Source organism: Ruegeria sp. HKCCD8929, assembly GCF_013031405.1.
Taxonomy (GTDB): domain Bacteria; phylum Pseudomonadota; class Alphaproteobacteria; order Rhodobacterales; family Rhodobacteraceae; genus Ruegeria.
Genome location: NZ_WPZY01000005.1, coordinates 90,025 through 105,968, shown reverse-complemented (window position 1 = coordinate 105,968; position 15,944 = coordinate 90,025). Strand labels below are relative to the sequence as shown.

At 64.7% G+C, this 15,944-nt stretch carries 13 protein-coding genes; 8 read left to right on the top strand and 5 right to left on the bottom strand.

Annotated elements, in window-relative coordinates:
* Position 1 precedes the first annotated feature (1 nt).
* From sucD to lpdA, 7 genes are all read left to right on the top strand, one after another.
* A complete protein-coding gene (sucD, locus tag GOX53_RS09835; protein WP_171175803.1) occupies positions 2-886 on the top strand; it encodes a succinate--CoA ligase subunit alpha in 885 nt (294 codons plus the stop codon).
* 157 nt (positions 887-1,043) lie between these two features.
* Entirely contained in the window at positions 1,044-1,622 is a 579-nt protein-coding gene (locus GOX53_RS09830; protein WP_171175801.1) for a hypothetical protein, read from the top strand.
* 148 nt (positions 1,623-1,770) lie between these two features.
* Entirely contained in the window at positions 1,771-4,728 is a 2,958-nt protein-coding gene (locus GOX53_RS09825; RefSeq protein WP_171175799.1) for a 2-oxoglutarate dehydrogenase E1 component, read from the top strand.
* 3 nt (positions 4,729-4,731) lie between these two features.
* Positions 4,732-6,273, top strand: a complete 1,542-nt coding sequence (gene odhB, locus GOX53_RS09820; protein WP_171175797.1) for a 2-oxoglutarate dehydrogenase complex dihydrolipoyllysine-residue succinyltransferase — start codon at positions 4,732-4,734, stop codon at positions 6,271-6,273.
* 1 nt (position 6,274) lies between these two features.
* Positions 6,275-6,544 carry a hypothetical protein gene (locus GOX53_RS09815; RefSeq protein WP_171175795.1) on the top strand — a complete coding sequence of 90 codons (270 nt, stop codon included), beginning with the start codon at positions 6,275-6,277 and terminating at the stop codon, positions 6,542-6,544.
* A 93-nt stretch (positions 6,545-6,637) separates the two neighbouring features.
* Positions 6,638-7,075: a hypothetical protein gene (locus tag GOX53_RS09810; RefSeq protein ID WP_171175793.1), complete on the top strand. Its 438-nt coding sequence runs from the start codon at positions 6,638-6,640 to the stop codon at positions 7,073-7,075.
* A 37-nt stretch (positions 7,076-7,112) separates the two neighbouring features.
* The gene (gene lpdA, locus GOX53_RS09805; RefSeq protein WP_171175791.1) at positions 7,113-8,501 is read left to right on the top strand and encodes a dihydrolipoyl dehydrogenase; all 1,389 of its coding nucleotides are present in this window, start codon (positions 7,113-7,115) and stop codon (positions 8,499-8,501) included.
* A 466-nt stretch (positions 8,502-8,967) separates the two neighbouring features.
* Here lpdA and GOX53_RS09800 read toward each other — a convergent pair whose 3' ends face one another.
* The 4 genes from GOX53_RS09800 to GOX53_RS09785 are packed head-to-tail and all read right to left on the bottom strand — an operon-like array spanning position 8,968 to position 11,873.
* Positions 8,968-9,573, bottom strand: coding sequence for a pyridoxamine 5'-phosphate oxidase family protein (locus GOX53_RS09800; protein WP_171175789.1), 606 nt, complete (start codon positions 9,571-9,573; stop codon positions 8,968-8,970).
* Positions 9,560-10,300 (bottom strand): 1-acyl-sn-glycerol-3-phosphate acyltransferase, encoded by a 741-nt coding sequence (locus GOX53_RS09795; protein ID WP_171175787.1) that lies wholly within the window; start codon positions 10,298-10,300, stop codon positions 9,560-9,562. The genes GOX53_RS09800 and GOX53_RS09795 overlap by 14 nt, the downstream gene beginning before the upstream one ends.
* On the bottom strand, positions 10,300-11,199 hold the full coding sequence (locus tag GOX53_RS09790; RefSeq protein WP_171175785.1) for an FtsX-like permease family protein: 900 nt from the start codon (positions 11,197-11,199) through the stop codon (positions 10,300-10,302). Before GOX53_RS09790 ends, GOX53_RS09795 begins: the two co-directional genes overlap by 1 nt.
* Positions 11,196-11,873 carry a cell division ATP-binding protein FtsE gene (locus GOX53_RS09785; protein WP_171175783.1) on the bottom strand — a complete coding sequence of 226 codons (678 nt, stop codon included), beginning with the start codon at positions 11,871-11,873 and terminating at the stop codon, positions 11,196-11,198. Before GOX53_RS09785 ends, GOX53_RS09790 begins: the two co-directional genes overlap by 4 nt.
* Before the next feature lie 183 nt (positions 11,874-12,056).
* On the opposite strand from GOX53_RS09785, the gene GOX53_RS09780 reads away from it, so the two are divergent.
* The gene (locus GOX53_RS09780; RefSeq protein WP_171175781.1) at positions 12,057-13,364 is read left to right on the top strand and encodes a zinc-ribbon domain-containing protein; all 1,308 of its coding nucleotides are present in this window, start codon (positions 12,057-12,059) and stop codon (positions 13,362-13,364) included.
* A 27-nt stretch (positions 13,365-13,391) separates the two neighbouring features.
* Here GOX53_RS09780 and GOX53_RS09775 read toward each other — a convergent pair whose 3' ends face one another.
* Positions 13,392-15,941, bottom strand: a complete 2,550-nt coding sequence (locus GOX53_RS09775; protein ID WP_371810274.1) for a TIGR02302 family protein — start codon at positions 15,939-15,941, stop codon at positions 13,392-13,394.
* Positions 15,942-15,944 lie beyond the last annotated feature (3 nt).

The following is a 15,944-nucleotide window of genomic DNA, read 5'->3' as shown; positions in this document are numbered from 1 at the left end:
AATGGCAGTCCTCATCGACGAAAACACCAAAGTCATCTGTCAGGGCCTGACCGGCTCGCAGGGGACGTTTCACACCGAACAGGCCATCGCCTATGGCACCAAGATGGTTGGCGGCGTGACACCCGGCAAGGGCAGCATGACCCATCTCGACCTGCCGGTCTTCAACTCGGTGCACGAGGCCAAGCATGTGACCGAGGCCAATGCGAGCGTGATCTACGTGCCGCCGCCCTTTGCCGCCGACTCGATCCTCGAGGCGATCGATGCCGAGATGGAGGTGATCGTCTGCATCACCGAAGGCATCCCGGTGCTGGACATGATGAAGGTGAAGCGCGCGCTGGAAGGCTCGAACTCGCGTCTGGTCGGGCCGAACTGCCCTGGCGTGATCACGCCCGATGCCTGCAAGATCGGCATCATGCCGGGACATATTCACAAACGCGGGAGCGTGGGTGTCGTTTCGCGCTCGGGTACGCTTACCTACGAAGCTGTGAAACAGACGACCGACGTAGGACTGGGCCAGTCGAGCTGTATCGGCATCGGCGGCGACCCGATCAAGGGCACCGAGCATATCGACGTGCTGGAGTGGTTCCTGGCCGATGACGAGACCCAGTCGATCATCATGATCGGCGAGATCGGCGGTTCGGCCGAGGAAGAGGCCGCGCAGTTCCTGGCGGATGAGGCCAAGAAGGGCCGGTCCAAGCCGACCGCCGGGTTCATCGCTGGCCGCACGGCCCCTCCGGGCCGCCGCATGGGCCACGCCGGTGCGATTGTTGCCGGTGGCAAGGGCGGCGCCGAGGACAAGATCGAAGCCATGCGCTCGGCCGGTATCGTGGTCGCCGAAAGCCCCGCTCAACTGGGTGAGGCGGTGCTGGAAGCGATTGGAAAGTGAGATGAGGCCTGCAAGAGCTAAGGAAACTGCTTTTAGCAGGCCTCATACGATCCCGGAGCGGTCAATCCGTTCCGGGTTGATGTCATTAGCGTTTGGTTTGTTGGCAGCGGGGTCTGCTGTTTCCGCAAAGCCTCAAAAAGAGATCGAGGAAGCCCTGGTGACCGCGCTGGACCTGTGCTCTGGTGGCATGGAAAGCCTGCAAACCGCACGCGCAACGCTGGAGAGTGTGGGCTGGGCGCCTTGGGAAGAGGGGCCAGCTTCGATACTGGCATCAAATGCAATCGCATTTTCAGTTGATGCGACAAACCCGGCGCATACCGTCGACAACGCTCTCTTCATGGCGGTTTCGATTCTGGGCAACTCTGAGTTGGGGGCCAATCAGCCGGCCTTTGTTCTTTCGGACATTCGCCTCGCGTTGGTAGGTGTTGAGGAGGGCAAACCCTATTGCGCTTTTGCAGGGCCCGATTGGTTGGTGCATACAGCCTTGCGCAATGGTGCAAACGACGGGCTCCAGGCTAAAACCGAACTTGTTACCCTCATGCTTGGCGAGCATGGCAACGCCATGTTCGCTATGTCGCTTGTCGATGTTGATGCTTTTGTTGAGGTCCTGTCCAAAGCGGAAGCGGAAGACACCGACCGGAAAGACATGGGCCCTCATTTGAGAGAGCTTCTGGCTCCGGCGAATATCCAAGTCGTTCCCAAATCCCTGAACGCCGCTGAGGAGGTGCAGCAATGACCTTCTCTGGCGCCATCAACATGTGCTTTGAAAAACGCATGCTCTTATCGCGCCGCGCATCTGGTGCGGAATACTGGTATTTCTGGCTCTGCGCCAAATCCCAGTCTGGCCCCAATCAATACGGTCCCAACCCATATGAGGTAGCCCAATGACCGAACATACGCCCAACGACGTGTTCCATGCCTCCAGCTTCATGCAGGGGCATAATGCCGAGTATCTGGAGCAGCTTTACGCTCAGTATGCCAACGACCCCGGCGCGGTGGATGCCGCTTGGGGTGAGTTCTTCCGGCAGATGGGCGATGCTGAGCTGGATGTGAAGAAAGAGGCCGAGGGGCCTTCTTGGGCGCGGGCCGACTGGCCGCCGATGCCCGCCGACGAAGTGACGGGGGCGTTGACCGGGGAATGGCCTGCTGTCGATGCCAAGGCCGCCGGCAAGAAGATCAAGGCCAAGGCGGATGCCGCCGGTGTCGCGGTCAGCGAAGATCAGATCAAGCGGGCAGTGCTGGATTCGATCCGGGCGCTGATGCTGATCCGGGCCTATCGTATCCGGGGCCATCTGGTCGCCGATCTGGACCCGCTGGGCATGCGTGCGGGCACGCCGCATCCCGAACTGGATCCCCGGACCTATGGCTTTACCGATGCCGACATGGACCGGCCGATCTTCATCGACAACGTGCTGGGCCTGCAGATGGCCAGCATGCGCCAGATCGTCGAACTGGTGAAACGGACCTATTGCGGCACCTTCGCGCTGCAGTACATGCATATCTCGAACCCCGAGGAATCGGCCTGGCTGAAGGAGCGGATCGAGGGCTTTGGCAAGGAGGTCCGGTTCACCCGCGAGGGCCGCAAGGCGATCCTGAACAAGATGGTCGAGGCCGAGGGATTCGAGAAGTTCCTGCATGTCAAATACATGGGCACCAAGCGGTTCGGTCTGGATGGGGGCGAAAGCCTGATCCCGGCGATGGAGCAGATCATCAAGCGCGGCGGCGCGCTGGGGCTGCAGGACATCGTGATCGGCATGCCGCACCGGGGCCGTCTGAACATTCTGGCCAACGTGATGGGCAAGCCCTATCGCGCCATCTTCAACGAGTTCCAGGGCGGCAGCTTCAAGCCCGAGGACGTGGATGGCTCGGGCGATGTGAAATATCACCTGGGCGCGTCGAGCGACCGGGAGTTCGACGGCAACACCGTGCACCTGTCGCTGACCGCCAACCCCTCGCACCTTGAGGCGGTGAATCCGGTGGTGCTGGGCAAGGTTCGCGCCAAGCAGGACCAGTTGAACGATGCCGACCGCACCAGGGTGATGGGCATCCTGCTGCATGGCGATGCGGCCTTTGCCGGTCAGGGTGTGGTGGCCGAAGGGTTCGGCCTGTCGGGTCTGCGCGGGCACAAGACCGGCGGCACCATGCATATCGTGGTGAACAACCAGATCGGGTTCACCACCGCGCCGCATTTCAGCCGCTCGTCCCCCTACCCCACAGATATCGCCCTGATGGTCGAGGCGCCGATCTTCCACGTCAACGGCGACGACCCCGAAGCGGTGGTACACGCGGCCAAGGTGGCGACCGAGTTCCGGCAGAAGTTCCACAAGGACGTGGTCATCGACATCTTCTGCTATCGCCGGTTCGGGCATAACGAGGGCGATGAGCCCATGTTCACCAACCCGATCATGTACAAGAAGATCAAGACCCATAAGACCACGCTGAGCCTCTATACCGAGCGGCTGGTCAAGGACGGGCTGATCCCGGAGGGCGAAATCGAGGACATGAAGGCCGCCTTCCAGGCGCATCTGAACGATGAGTTCGAGGCCGGCAGGGATTACAAGCCCAATAAGGCCGACTGGCTGGACGGGCGCTGGTCGCACATGGACAAGAGCAAGGACGAATATATGCGCGGCGAGACCGCGATCTCGCCCGAGACCCTGGCCGAGATTGGTGTGGCGCTGACCCGCGCACCCGAAGGCTTTGCCATGCACAAGACCGTGGGGCGTCTGCTGGACGCCAAGAAGCAGATGTTCGACGCCGGCAAGGGGTTCGACTGGGCCACCGGTGAGGCGCTGGCCTTTGGCTCGCTTCTGACCGAGGGCTATCCGGTGCGTCTGGCCGGGCAGGACGCCACGCGCGGCACCTTCAGCCAACGGCATTCGGGCTTTGTGCATCAGGAAACCGAGGAACGGTATTACCCGCTCAACAATATCCGCGCCGGGCAGTCGCAATACGAGGTGATCGACTCGATGCTGTCGGAATATGCGGTGCTCGGGTTCGAATACGGTTATTCGCTGGCCGAACCCAACGCGCTGGTGCTGTGGGAGGCGCAGTTCGGCGATTTCGCCAATGGCGCGCAGATCATGTTCGATCAGTTCATCAGCTCGGGTGAATCGAAGTGGTTGCGGATGTCGGGTCTGGTGACCCTGCTGCCGCACGGGTTCGAGGGCCAGGGCCCCGAGCACTCGTCCGCGCGGCTTGAGCGCTATCTGCAGATGTGCGGCCAGGACAACTGGATCGTGGCCAACTGCACGACGCCCGCGAACTATTTCCATATCCTGCGCCGTCAGTTGCACCGTACCTTCCGCAAGCCGCTGATCCTGGTGACCCCCAAGTCGCTGCTGCGCCACAAGCTGGCGATCAGCACGGCCGAGGATTTCACCACCGGGTCGAGCTTTCACCGGGTGCTGTGGGACGACGCGCAGAAGGGCAATTCGGACACCAAGCTGGTGGCGGATGACAAGATCAAGCGCGTGGTGATGTGTTCGGGCAAGGTCTATTTCGACCTGCTGGAAGAGCGCGACGCGCGCGGGATCGACGACATCTACCTGATGCGGATCGAGCAGTATTACCCGTTCCCGGCGCATTCGCTGATCAATGAGCTGGAGCGGTTCAAGCAGGCCGAGATGGTCTGGTGCCAGGAAGAGCCCAAGAACCAGGGTGCCTGGTCCTTCATCGAGCCCAATATCGAATGGGTGCTGACCCGGATCGGCGCCGAACACAAGCGGCCGCGCTATGCGGGCCGTGCAACCTCTGCCTCGCCCGCGACGGGTCTGGCCAGCCAACACAAAGCCCAACAGGAAGCGCTCGTGAACGAAGCGCTGAGCATCGAAGGAAAGTAAGCGATGACGATCGAAGTTCGAGTACCTACGCTTGGCGAATCCGTGACCGAAGCAACGGTGGCCACCTGGTTCAAGAAGCCCGGCGATGCCGTGGCCGTGGATGAGATGCTGTGTGAGTTGGAGACCGACAAGGTGACGGTGGAAGTGCCCTCGCCCGCCGCCGGTGCGATGGGCGAGATCGTCGCTGCCGAAGGCGAGACGGTGGGCGTCGATGCGTTGCTGGCCACCATCACCGCGGGCGAAGGCGCGGCCCCTGCCCCGGCTGCCGCGGCGGCGGCTCCGGCCCCGGCGGCAGCGCCTGCCGCGGCGGGTGGCAGCATCGACGTGATGGTGCCCACGCTGGGCGAGTCGGTCACCGAGGCCACCGTGTCGACCTGGTTCAAGCAGGTGGGCGACAGCGTGGCGCAGGATGAGATGCTGTGCGAGCTGGAAACCGACAAGGTTTCGGTCGAGGTTCCGGCCCCCGCCTCGGGCGTGCTGGCAGAGATCGTGGCGCCCGAAGGCACCACGGTGGACGCCACGGCCAAGCTGGCGGTAATCTCGGGTGCGGCGGCAGGTGCCGGGCGGGCTCCGGCTGCGCCTGCGGCGGCGGTCACCCCGGCAGTTGCCACCGGCGGCGCCAGGGATGTGGCCAACGCGCCGTCGGCGGAGAAGGCGATGGCCGAGGCCGGTCTGAGCGCCGATCAAGTGGCCGGTACGGGCCGTGACGGGCGCGTGATGAAAGAGGATGTGGCCCGCGCGGTTGCAGCGGCAGCCACGGCCGCACCTGTTTCCTCTGGGCCTGCGGCGGCTGCGTCCGCCCCGGCTGCCCAGGCGCCGCGCGCGCCGGTGGCTGCCGAGGACGCGGTGCGCGAGGAACGGGTGCGCATGACCCGTCTGCGTCAGACCATCGCCAAGCGTCTGAAGGATGCCCAGAACACCGCCGCGATCCTGACCACCTACAATGAGGTGGACATGACCGAGGTGATGGCCCTGCGCAACCAGTACAAGGAGCAGTTCGAGAAGAAACACGGGGTCCGGCTGGGCTTTATGTCTTTCTTCACCAAGGCCTGCTGTCATGCGCTGAAGGAGGTGCCTGAGGTCAATGCCGAGATCGATGGCAATGACATCGTCTACAAGAACTACGTCCATATGGGCGTGGCGGCTGGCACGCCGCAGGGTCTGGTGGTGCCGGTGATCCGGGATGCGGATTCGATGTCGTTTGCCGCGATCGAAAAGGCGATCGGTGAAAAGGGCAAGCGCGCCCGTGAGGGCAAGCTGAGCATGGCCGAGATGCAGGGCGGTACCTTCACCATCTCGAACGGTGGCGTTTACGGCTCGCTGATGTCCTCGCCGATCCTGAACCCACCGCAATCGGGCATTCTGGGGATGCACAAGATCCAGGACCGTCCGATGGTGGTGAATGGGGAGATCAAGATCCGCCCGATGATGTATCTGGCGCTGTCCTATGACCACCGGATCGTGGACGGCAAGGGGGCGGTGACCTTCCTTGTGCGTGTGAAAGAGGCGCTGGAAGACCCGCGCCGCCTGCTGATGGATCTGTAAGATGGCAACACATGTTCTCTGGCAAGCGGATGTCGCGGATTTCGACGCCTGGCTGACGGTGTTCCGCGAGGACAAGCCGATGCGCAAGGCGGCGGGCATCCGCGACCTGCATGTCTGGCGCGACCCGGATCAGCGCGATCATGCGGTCGCGCTGTTCGAGGTGGTCGATCTGGACAAAGCCAAGGCGTTCTTCGGCTCGGAAGAGCTGGCCATGCACCACGAACGCGGTGGCATCGCGCATATCACGGTCAAGCTGTTGACGCCGGTTTAACATGAAGACCGGCCGCACAAACCTAGAGGGCTGGATTGGGCTGGAATTGCGCTCAGTAGTTCTTGTTCACAAGCACTCGTCGGAGATGCCCGCATGAAACGCCCGCTTTCAATGTGGATTGCCGCCGGATTTGCTGGTCTTGTTTCGCTCAGCTTGATGGGCAACGTCGTGGGCCTGGTGCTTGGTCAACTGAACCCAGTTGAACAAGCGGCCCGGCCCGCCACCTTTTTGGTCGTGAGCGCAGTTGGAGGTGTTCTCCATTTTCTTTGGGCGCGTGCTGCGTGGCGGGTATCGGAACGCGCTTTGCAACACGCCGGTTTATGCATGTTCTACCTGGCAATCGTACTTTTGCTGTTTTGGATTGCGCCTTCCTTGCTGTTTGAGCAGGCCATGGAAAATCTCATTCAGGTCCAACCTCTGAATGTTGCTCTTTGGTTGGCGATCTACGCGGTCATGATTGCTTTGACGCTCCATCTGAAACGTGCCGGAAAGCTTCGCCAAACTATACCGATGCGCAACAAGGAACACTAAAGTTGGGCGGACGCCCACAATAAGAGGAAACTAGTCAATGTCCCAATATGACGTCATCGTAATCGGCGCCGGACCCGGCGGCTATGTCTGCGCCATCCGCTGCGCCCAGCTGGGGCTGAAGACCGCCGTGGTCGAGGGGCGCGAGACGCTGGGCGGCACGTGTCTGAACGTGGGCTGCATCCCGTCCAAGGCGCTCTTGCATGCCAGCCACAGCCTGCATGAGGCGCAGCACAATTTCGCCAAGATGGGCCTGAAGGGCAAATCGCCCAGCGTCGACTGGAAACAGATGCTGGCCTACAAGGATGACGTCATCGACGGCAACACCAAGGGCATCGAGTTCCTGTTCAAGAAGAACAAGATCGACTGGCTCAAGGGTTGGGGCAGCATTCCCGAGGCCGGCAAGGTCAAGGTGGGCGACGAGGTGCACGAGGCCAAGAACATCATCATCGCCAGCGGGTCGGAGCCGTCTTCGCTGCCGGGGGTCGAGGTGGACGAGAAGGTTGTGGTGACATCGACCGGCGCGCTGGAACTGGGCAAGATCCCCAAGAAGATGGTGGTCATCGGGGCCGGGGTGATCGGGCTGGAACTGGGCTCGGTCTATCAGCGTCTGGGCACCGAGGTGACAGTGATCGAATTCCTCAACGTGGTGACGCCGGGCATGGATGGCGAGGTGCAGAAGACGTTCCAGCGCATCCTCAAGAAGCAGGGGCTGAAATTCATCATGGGCGCGGCGGTGCAGAAGACCGATGCGACCAAGACCAAGGCCAAGGTCACCTATAAGCTGCGCAAGGATGACAGCGAGCATGTGCTGGATGCCGACGTGGTGCTGGTCGCCACGGGCCGCCGTCCCTATACCGAGGGGCTGGGGCTGGACGCGCTGGGGATCGAGACCACAAAGGGCGGTCAGATCAAGGTCGGCAAGGACTGGCAGACCAATGTGCCGGGCATCTATGCCATCGGCGATGCGATCGACGGGCCGATGCTGGCGCACAAGGCCGAGGATGAGGGTATGGCAGCGGCCGAGCAGGTTGCGGGCAAGCATGGCCATGTGAATTACGGCGTCATCCCGGGGGTGATTTATACAGCCCCGGAGGTGGCCAATGTGGGCGAGACCGAGGAGACGCTCAAGGAACAGGGCCGCGCCTATAAGGTGGGCAAGTTCATGTTCATGGGCAATGGCCGGGCCAAGGCCAACTTTGCCTCGGATGGGTTCGTCAAGATCCTGGCGGACAAGGAGACTGACCGCATTCTGGGCGCGCATATCATTGGCCCGGCGGCGGGCGAGCTGATCCACGAGGTCTGCGTGGCGATGGAGTTCGGCGCAGCGGCCGAGGATCTGGCCCTGACTTGCCATGCGCATCCGACCTATTCCGAGGCGGTCCGCGAGGCGGCGCTGGCCTGCGGAGACGGGCCGATCCATTCGTGAGATCGACGGTTTACGAGTAAAGACCGGCCCCCGGGCCGGTCCAAGACTGCTGACAAACCACGCGAATCGGGCGTGCAGAAAATCGTTCCGCGCATCGGTTGAGTGGGTGGGACAGGGGCCACGCCCGACCTTGGGTGGGCGCTTGGGAACGCTGGAGCCGTGCGGATTTCTCAAAACATGAGGCCTTGTCAGAGGCTTGCACGACATCGCAAATGCGCCCTCCCCGGGGGAAAGGTCGGGCGCGGTCCGGGCTGACGCCCGCGCCAAACAGAAGGGGCATGGTGTTTGGAAGTAGTTTCCCGGATTTTCAAGGCAGATTTACAGGATCGGGGGTTTGTCGGTGTTCTGCGGGGCGGAGCCCGGACGGGCCGCTCTTTGCTTTCCGGGACCAAGCCGCTTGAAAGCGGCTTACATGCGGTTTTCAACCGCATGAAGGCGTTTGCAAACGCCTTCCCCCGACCGGAGCTCACCACATGGTCTTGGCCGCGCGGGCGCCCCATTCGGAATCGTAGCGCGTGCCGCCCTCTTCCCCGTTTGTGACCTCGGCGAGGATCTGGCCGATGGTGGGCAGGTCGCCGCTTTCATCCCCGCTGGTCCAGGTTCGTGCGCGCATCAGGGCGCGGGCGCATTGGGTGTAGATCTCGCCGATTTCGATCACGATGACGGTTGCGGGGCGTTTGCCGTGTTTCTCGAACCGCGCCCGCAGTGCGTCGTCTGCGGTCAGGCGGGCAGTGCCGTTGATGCGGACCACATTGTTCGAGCCGGGCACGAGGAACATCAGCGACACGCGCGGATCGCGGACGATGTTGCGCAAGCTGTCCAGCCGGTTGTTGCCGCGCCAGTCGGGCATGGCCAGGGTGCTGGGGTCAAGCTCGAGCACCGCCGGGCCGTCATCCCCGCGCGGGCTGCCGTCGGTGCCTTCGGCCCCCACCGTGCTGAGCACGCAGAGGCGCGAGGCCATGATCCACTCGCGATAAAGCGGCGTCATGCGCCGCGCAACCTTTCTCAGCGCCGGGGCGCCGGGTGTGCCGTAGAGCGCTTCGAGCGCCGCGATATCTTCAATGAACTGCATCCGGATCAAACCCCACTTCCCGCATCAAGGCGTTGGACCGCGTCTCGACCATGTCCTCGAGCCGCGTCATGAAGGTGTTGCGCTCGACCCCCGGTTCGATCGGGTCGAGGAACTCGACGATCGCGTGGCCGGGTTTGCGCAGGATACCGGTGCGGGGCCAGAACACGCCCGCATTGGTGGCAACGGGCACGCAAGGATTCTGCAGCCCCTCGTAGAGCACGGCGGTGCCCACCTTGTAGGGTTTCGCAGCACCAGGTGCCACGCGGGTGCCTTGCGGATAGATCACCAGTTGCCCGGGCTCGCTGAATTCCTTGGCCACATCCTTGACCATCTTGGCAATCGCCGCGCCCTTCTTGCCGCGATTGACCGGGATGCAGCCCAGACGCTTGGCGTAGATGCCGATGATCGGGGTCCAGAGCAGCTCACGCTTCATGATGAACTTGCCGTGCGGGACGGCGTCGAAGATCAGCATGATGTCGAAGAACGATTGGTGTTTGGCGGCCACCATGACTTCGCCCGTCGGCACGGTGCCGCGAATCTCGCCGCGGATGCCGACCATCCAGCGGGCCAGCCAGATGGTGGTACGGGCGTAGGTTTTGCAGGCCCAGAGCGCCCCGCGTTTGGAGAACAGCGCATAGGGCGCGAAGACAAGGCCCAGCACCGCCATCCAGAGGTAGATCACTATCATGAAGATCAGGGAACGCAGCCATTGGAAGGCGTGGGACATCAGGCAAGCTCCTTCAACGTGCGGCGGGCAGCGGACCAGGTGGCGGCAAAGGCGACAGCGGCGCCCAGCGGCGGGATCAGCAGGGGCAGCACCCAACCGGTGCCCTGAAAGCCGAGGCCGGTCAGGAACCCGCCCGCCTCGGAGGCGTCGGGCAACAGCAGCACGCCCGCCATGCCGAGCATAACGCCGATGGCCGCGCCGATCAGGGCGCGGAAGGTGAAACGGCGGACGAACGCTCCGGCGATGAACTGATCGCGGGCGCCGATCAGGCGCAGCACCTCGATCACCTGCGCGTTCGCCGACAGCGCCGCATTGGCGGCAAGGGTGATCATCGCCGCGGTGGCGCCGCCGATCAGCAAGATCGAGATCAGTGCCAGCCGCCGCAGCGAGCTGGCCGCATCGACCAGCGGTTCGCGCCAGCGGGTGTGGTCATCCAGCACCGCGCCCGGCGCCTCGGCGCTGAGCCGCAGGCGCAGACCAGCGGCGTCATAGCCGGGCTCACCCTCGATGATCTCGATCAGCTGCGGCACCGGCAGCGCGTCGATGGGCAAGTCCGGGCCGAACCAGGGCGTCAGCAGGGCCACCTGTTCCTCGGTGGTCAGCGCGCGGGCGGAGGCGACCCCCGGGGTCTGGCGCAGGACGGTCAGCGCCGCCTGCGTCTGGCCCGCGAGCTGGTCGGTGGGCGCGTTGATCCGCAGTGTCGCGGCGCGCGCCAGTTCCGAGGCCCAGCGATCCGCCAGCCGGCCCGAGGCCAGCGACAGGGCCAGCGCAAACACCGCCAGAAACGCCATGGCGCCCGAGACGAACAGGGTCAGCTGGGCGGTAAAGCCCGAGGGCGGCACCACACGGTCGGCGCGCTTGTCGCCGCGCAGCAGGTTTCGGATGGTTCCCGTGCTCACAGATCCGCCCCCGCAAGTTGCAGCCGCCGTTTCGAGATCCGCAGCACGCGCGCCTGCACCTGGCTTTTGGCGGCGCGGATCAGGCTGAGGTCATGGGTGGCGATCAGAACGGTCTTGCCCATCCGGTTCAGCTCGATCAGCAGGCGCAGCAGGCGCTGCGACATGTCCCAATCCACATTGCCGGTGGGCTCATCGGCGATGACCACATCGGGCGACATGATCACGGCGCGGGCCAGTGCCGCGCGCTGACGTTCGCCGCCCGAGAGTTCGGGCGGGCGGGCATCGGCCCGTTTGGACAGCCCGACCCACTGCAGAAGCTCGCCCAGATTGGCCTCTTCCGCCTTCATGCTGCGCTGTGAGACCAGCAGCGGCAGCGCCACGTTGTCGGCCAGCGGCATGTGGTCGAGGAACCGGCAATCCTGATGCACCACTCCGATCCGCCGGCGCAGCAGCGCCATCTGGTCACGGTCCAGCCGGCGCATATCCTCGCCGAACACGCTGAGCTGCCCGGCAGTGGGCAGCAGCGCGCCATAGCAGAGTTTCAGCAACGTGGTCTTGCCCGAGCCCGACGGGCCGGTCAGAAAGTGGAACGAGCCCGGCGCCAGTTGCACCGAAACATCGCTCAGCAGCTCTCCGCCGCCATAGCTGTAGCCCACATTTTCAATCTCGATCAAAACCTGTCCCCTGTTGCTTTGCGGTCTTCTTGCCCCAGCGTGGTGCGGGTTTCAATGCCTGCACCGGGTCCGATGGGCGACACTTGCCCGTCTGAGGTGAAAACTCTCTTTGCCTGCGTGTGTTAACCGAATATCATTGCGGGAAAAATCAAAATCAGGTCTGATCCGAGGCCAGGAGGCAGTATGCGTCTGACATGTCCGAAATGCAGAGCCCAGTACGAGGTACCGGAAGAGGTCATCCCGCCGGGTGGGCGGGATGTGCAATGTTCGAATTGCGATAGCACGTGGTTCCAGGAGCATCCGAGCAAACCGGCGGCGGAGCCGGTGGCAGAGGCGCAACCGGAGGCGGCGGAGCCTCAGGTCGAAGCGCCTGCGGTTGAAGAGGAAGCGCCTGCCGAAGCCGCGCCATCCGTGGCGGACCCCGTGGACGAGATGCATTTGGAACCAGAGGCCGAACCGGTCGAGGTGGCCGAACAGGACGCGCCTGCGGAAGCTGTGGCGGAAGAACAACCTCCGGTGGCCGAGCCTGTAGACGAGGTGCACCCAGAACCTGAGGCCGAACCGGTCGAGGCAGCCGAACAACCTGCACCTGCGGAAGTCGTGGCGGAAGAGCAGCCCCCGGTGGCCGAACCGCTGGACGAGGTGCAGCCGGAGCCGGTTGACGTGGCCGAACAGGACGCGCCGGTCGAAGAGACTGTGGAAGAACAGGCCGTGCCGGTCGAAGCGGAGCCTGTGGAAGACGCGCAGCCGGAGCCTCAGGCTGAGGAGGCAGAGGCGGAGCAAGACGCTCCGGTCGAGGAGGCCGCTGAGGAGCCGGTCGAGGCCGTCGAGGAGGCGCAGCCGGAACCCCAGACCGAACCCGCCGAGACCAAGGAAGCCGAGCAGCCCGCCGAAGCGGCTGAGGACATGCACATCCCGTTCGTCGAGGCGGAAGACACGGGCCACGAACCGGAGGCCGCAGAGGAGGTCGAGGACGAGGCTGTGGCCGCTTCTGCCGGGCGCGAACGCGCGCTCGATCCGGCGGTTGCCGCCATTCTGCAGCAGGAGGCGGCCCATGAGGCCGAGCTGCGCGCGCGCGAGGCCGAATCCCTGGAAAGCCAACCCGATCTGGGGCTGGAGACACATGGCAGTGCCGATAGTGGACCGGCCGCTGCGCCGGGTCAGGTCGATGAACCCGCCGCTGCGGATTCGCGCAAGGACGTGTTGCCGGATATCGACGAGATCAACTCGACCCTGCGCGGCAATGTCGAGGCCGCCGCGGCGGAGCAGGACATGGCCGCCGTCGCGCCTCGCAAATCGGCGTCGTTCCTGCGGGGTTTTGCGCTGATGGTGCTGATCGGGCTCGCGCTGTTCATGCTCTATGCCAACGCGCCGCAGATCACGCAGGCGGTGCCGCAGGCCGATCCGATGATCAACGCTTATGTGGCGCTGGTCGATCAGGCGCGGGTGTGGCTGGACGCAAAGGCGGCGGCGATTCTGCCGCCCCGCTGATCGCATCTACCGGGCGAAGGGTCGCGCTCAGAACCGTTCCAGCAGACGTTTGAGGTAATCCAGCTCGATCTTGGGCCGGTCGGTTTCGCCGGTGCGGCGGCGGATTTCGTCCAGCAACTCGCGCGCGCGGCGATAGACATCCTCGCCCTGCAGCAGGTTCTCGTCGGTCGAGATCGAGCCGACCGCCCCCTGATTGCGCCCGAGCGGATCGAGGTTGCGAGCCTGCATGTCGCCCTCTTGTGCGCCCTGACCGGGCTGTTGCTGCTGGTCCTGCGCCAGCGCTTCGCCCAGCGCGCGCATGCCCTCGCGCAGCGCTTCCATCGCTTCGGACTGACGGTCGATGGCTCCGGCCAGATCGTCGCTGCGCAACGCGTCCTCGGCCCCCTCCATGGCCCGGCCGGCGCGGTCCAGCGCCTCGCGCGCGGCCTCGCCTTCGGCGGTGCCGGCCCCGGGCAGGCCCTGTTCCTGACGCCGCAATTCATTGCGCAGCGCCTGTTGCCGGTCGGCAAGTGAGCCGCCCTGGCCCTCCTGTCCGTTCTCGGCCTGATCCGAGCCCTGTCCACGGCCGCCTTGACCCTCGTGGCTCTGCCCGCGTCCCTGACCGCCACTGCGGCCTTCGTTCTGCTGGCTCTCGCCGGACTGGGCGCCGGGGTTGAACTGTTCCTGCAGGTCGCGGAAGGCCTGATCGCTGAGCCCCTGCTGGTTGCGCAGGGTTTCGGCGAGGTCTTCCATCGCGCGGCGGCCCTCGGACTGCTGACCCTGGCCCTGCCCTTCGGTGACGCGCATGTTCTCCATCATCTGCTGGAACTCTTCCAGCGCCTGCTGCGCCTCGGCCATGCGGCCCTGTTCCATCAGTTCCTGAATGCGGTCCATCATCCGTTGCAGGTCGTCCTGCGTCATCTGCATGGTTTCACCGCTCTGGCCGGGCTGGCCCGGATCGCTCTCCTGCCCGTCCTGCTGGGCCTGCCGCTGGAGCTGGCGCAGATAGTTGTCGGTGGCCTCGCGCAGTTCCTGCATCAGCTCGGCGATCTCCTGATCCGAGGCGCCGTTCTTCATCGCCTCGGTCAGCCGTTCCTGCGCCTGACGCAGGCGTTCCAGCGCGTCGCTCAGCGTGCCTTCCTCGAGCAGGATGGCGAGATCCCAGAGCGACTGGGCGATCTCGGCCTGCTGGTCGGGTTTCAGGCCGAACTCGGTGAAGGTTTCCAGGCGGCGCAGGGTGACGCGCAGGCGCAGATAGGCGGTTTGCGAGCGGAACACATCCTCGGGCCGGTGCGAGATGGCGCGCAGGAGCAGCGCCACGCGCGCGGCGTTGTCCCGCGCCCAGAGCAGGTCGCGGCGCTGTTCGATCACCGCCGCCGCGAGTGGGTCGAAGAAACGGCGCGCGGGCAGTTTGGTTGCGTAGGGCTGCGCCGTGGTCACCTGATCGGGCATGTCGCGGGCCGACAAGGTGATCTTGACCGGCAGATGCGCCCATGGGTGCTGCGAGAAGTCCTCGATGAAGGTTTCGCTGAAGTCGCGCCGGTCGCCGGTGAGCGGCATGGGCAGTTCGACGCTGATCGCCTCGCGCGGGTCGGGGTCGGCAATCAGGCCATGGCGGCGGCTCACCGCTGCGAGGTCCAGTTCGATCAGCGCGGTGCCGGATGCGATGCCATAGTCGTCGCTGGCGGTGAACGGCAGTGTCATCTGCCCGCCCGCCTCGGCCTCGGCAACCCCGGTCACGGCGATCTGCGGCGGGGCGTCCTGTAGGATGCCCACCGCCCATTCCCGTCCGCCGGGGCCGTCGATCCGCAGGGTGCCGGACTGCGTCGCGATGAACTCCTGCTCGGTTGCGGTGACGTTTTCCGTGGCCGCACCCGAGAGGGTTTCGGTCAGCGACAGCGCCCCGACCTCACCATAGAAGCGCAGTGTGATGCGGCTGCCCTCTGGCACGTCGATCGCGTCGCCGGACTGATCCGCCAGATAGAGCGTCGGGCGGCCGGTATAGCGCGGGGGCTCGATCCAGCCTTCCCAAGTGGGCCCCTGGCCCGCGATGGCGCTGCCGGGTGCCATTTCGGTCACCGAGCCGACCCGCCACACCGAGCCGAAAAGCAGCGCGACGGTCAGGGCCAGCAGGGCCACATATCTGAGTGCAAAGGGATCGCGGGCGGACAGGCGCAGATCGGGCCTGACCGCTGCGGCGCCCGCAGCGCGGTCGGCCATACGGGCCTGATGCGCCCGCCACAGCATCACCGAGTCGCCGTCCAGCGCCCCGATTGCCTGATCGTCGAGCAGCGCCTGAATGGGCCGTCCGGGCAGGGATTCGTCGAGCCGGGCCAGCGCCTCGGCCCGGGTTGGCCAGTGGAAACGGCGCACGCCCCAGATCAGCGCCACCAGCGCGCCCAGACCGGCCACGGCGGCAGCGGTCCAGACGACCTCGACCACCACCATGTCCTGCAGGCCCAGCATCAGGGCCGCCATCACCGCCATCAGAATCGAGAAGAGCGGCCAGAACGCCCGCAACACCCGCTCGGCCAGCATTCCGGCACGGGTCAGCCATAGCGGCAGGCGCGGTATGGGCAAGGATGTGTTGGCGGTCAACGC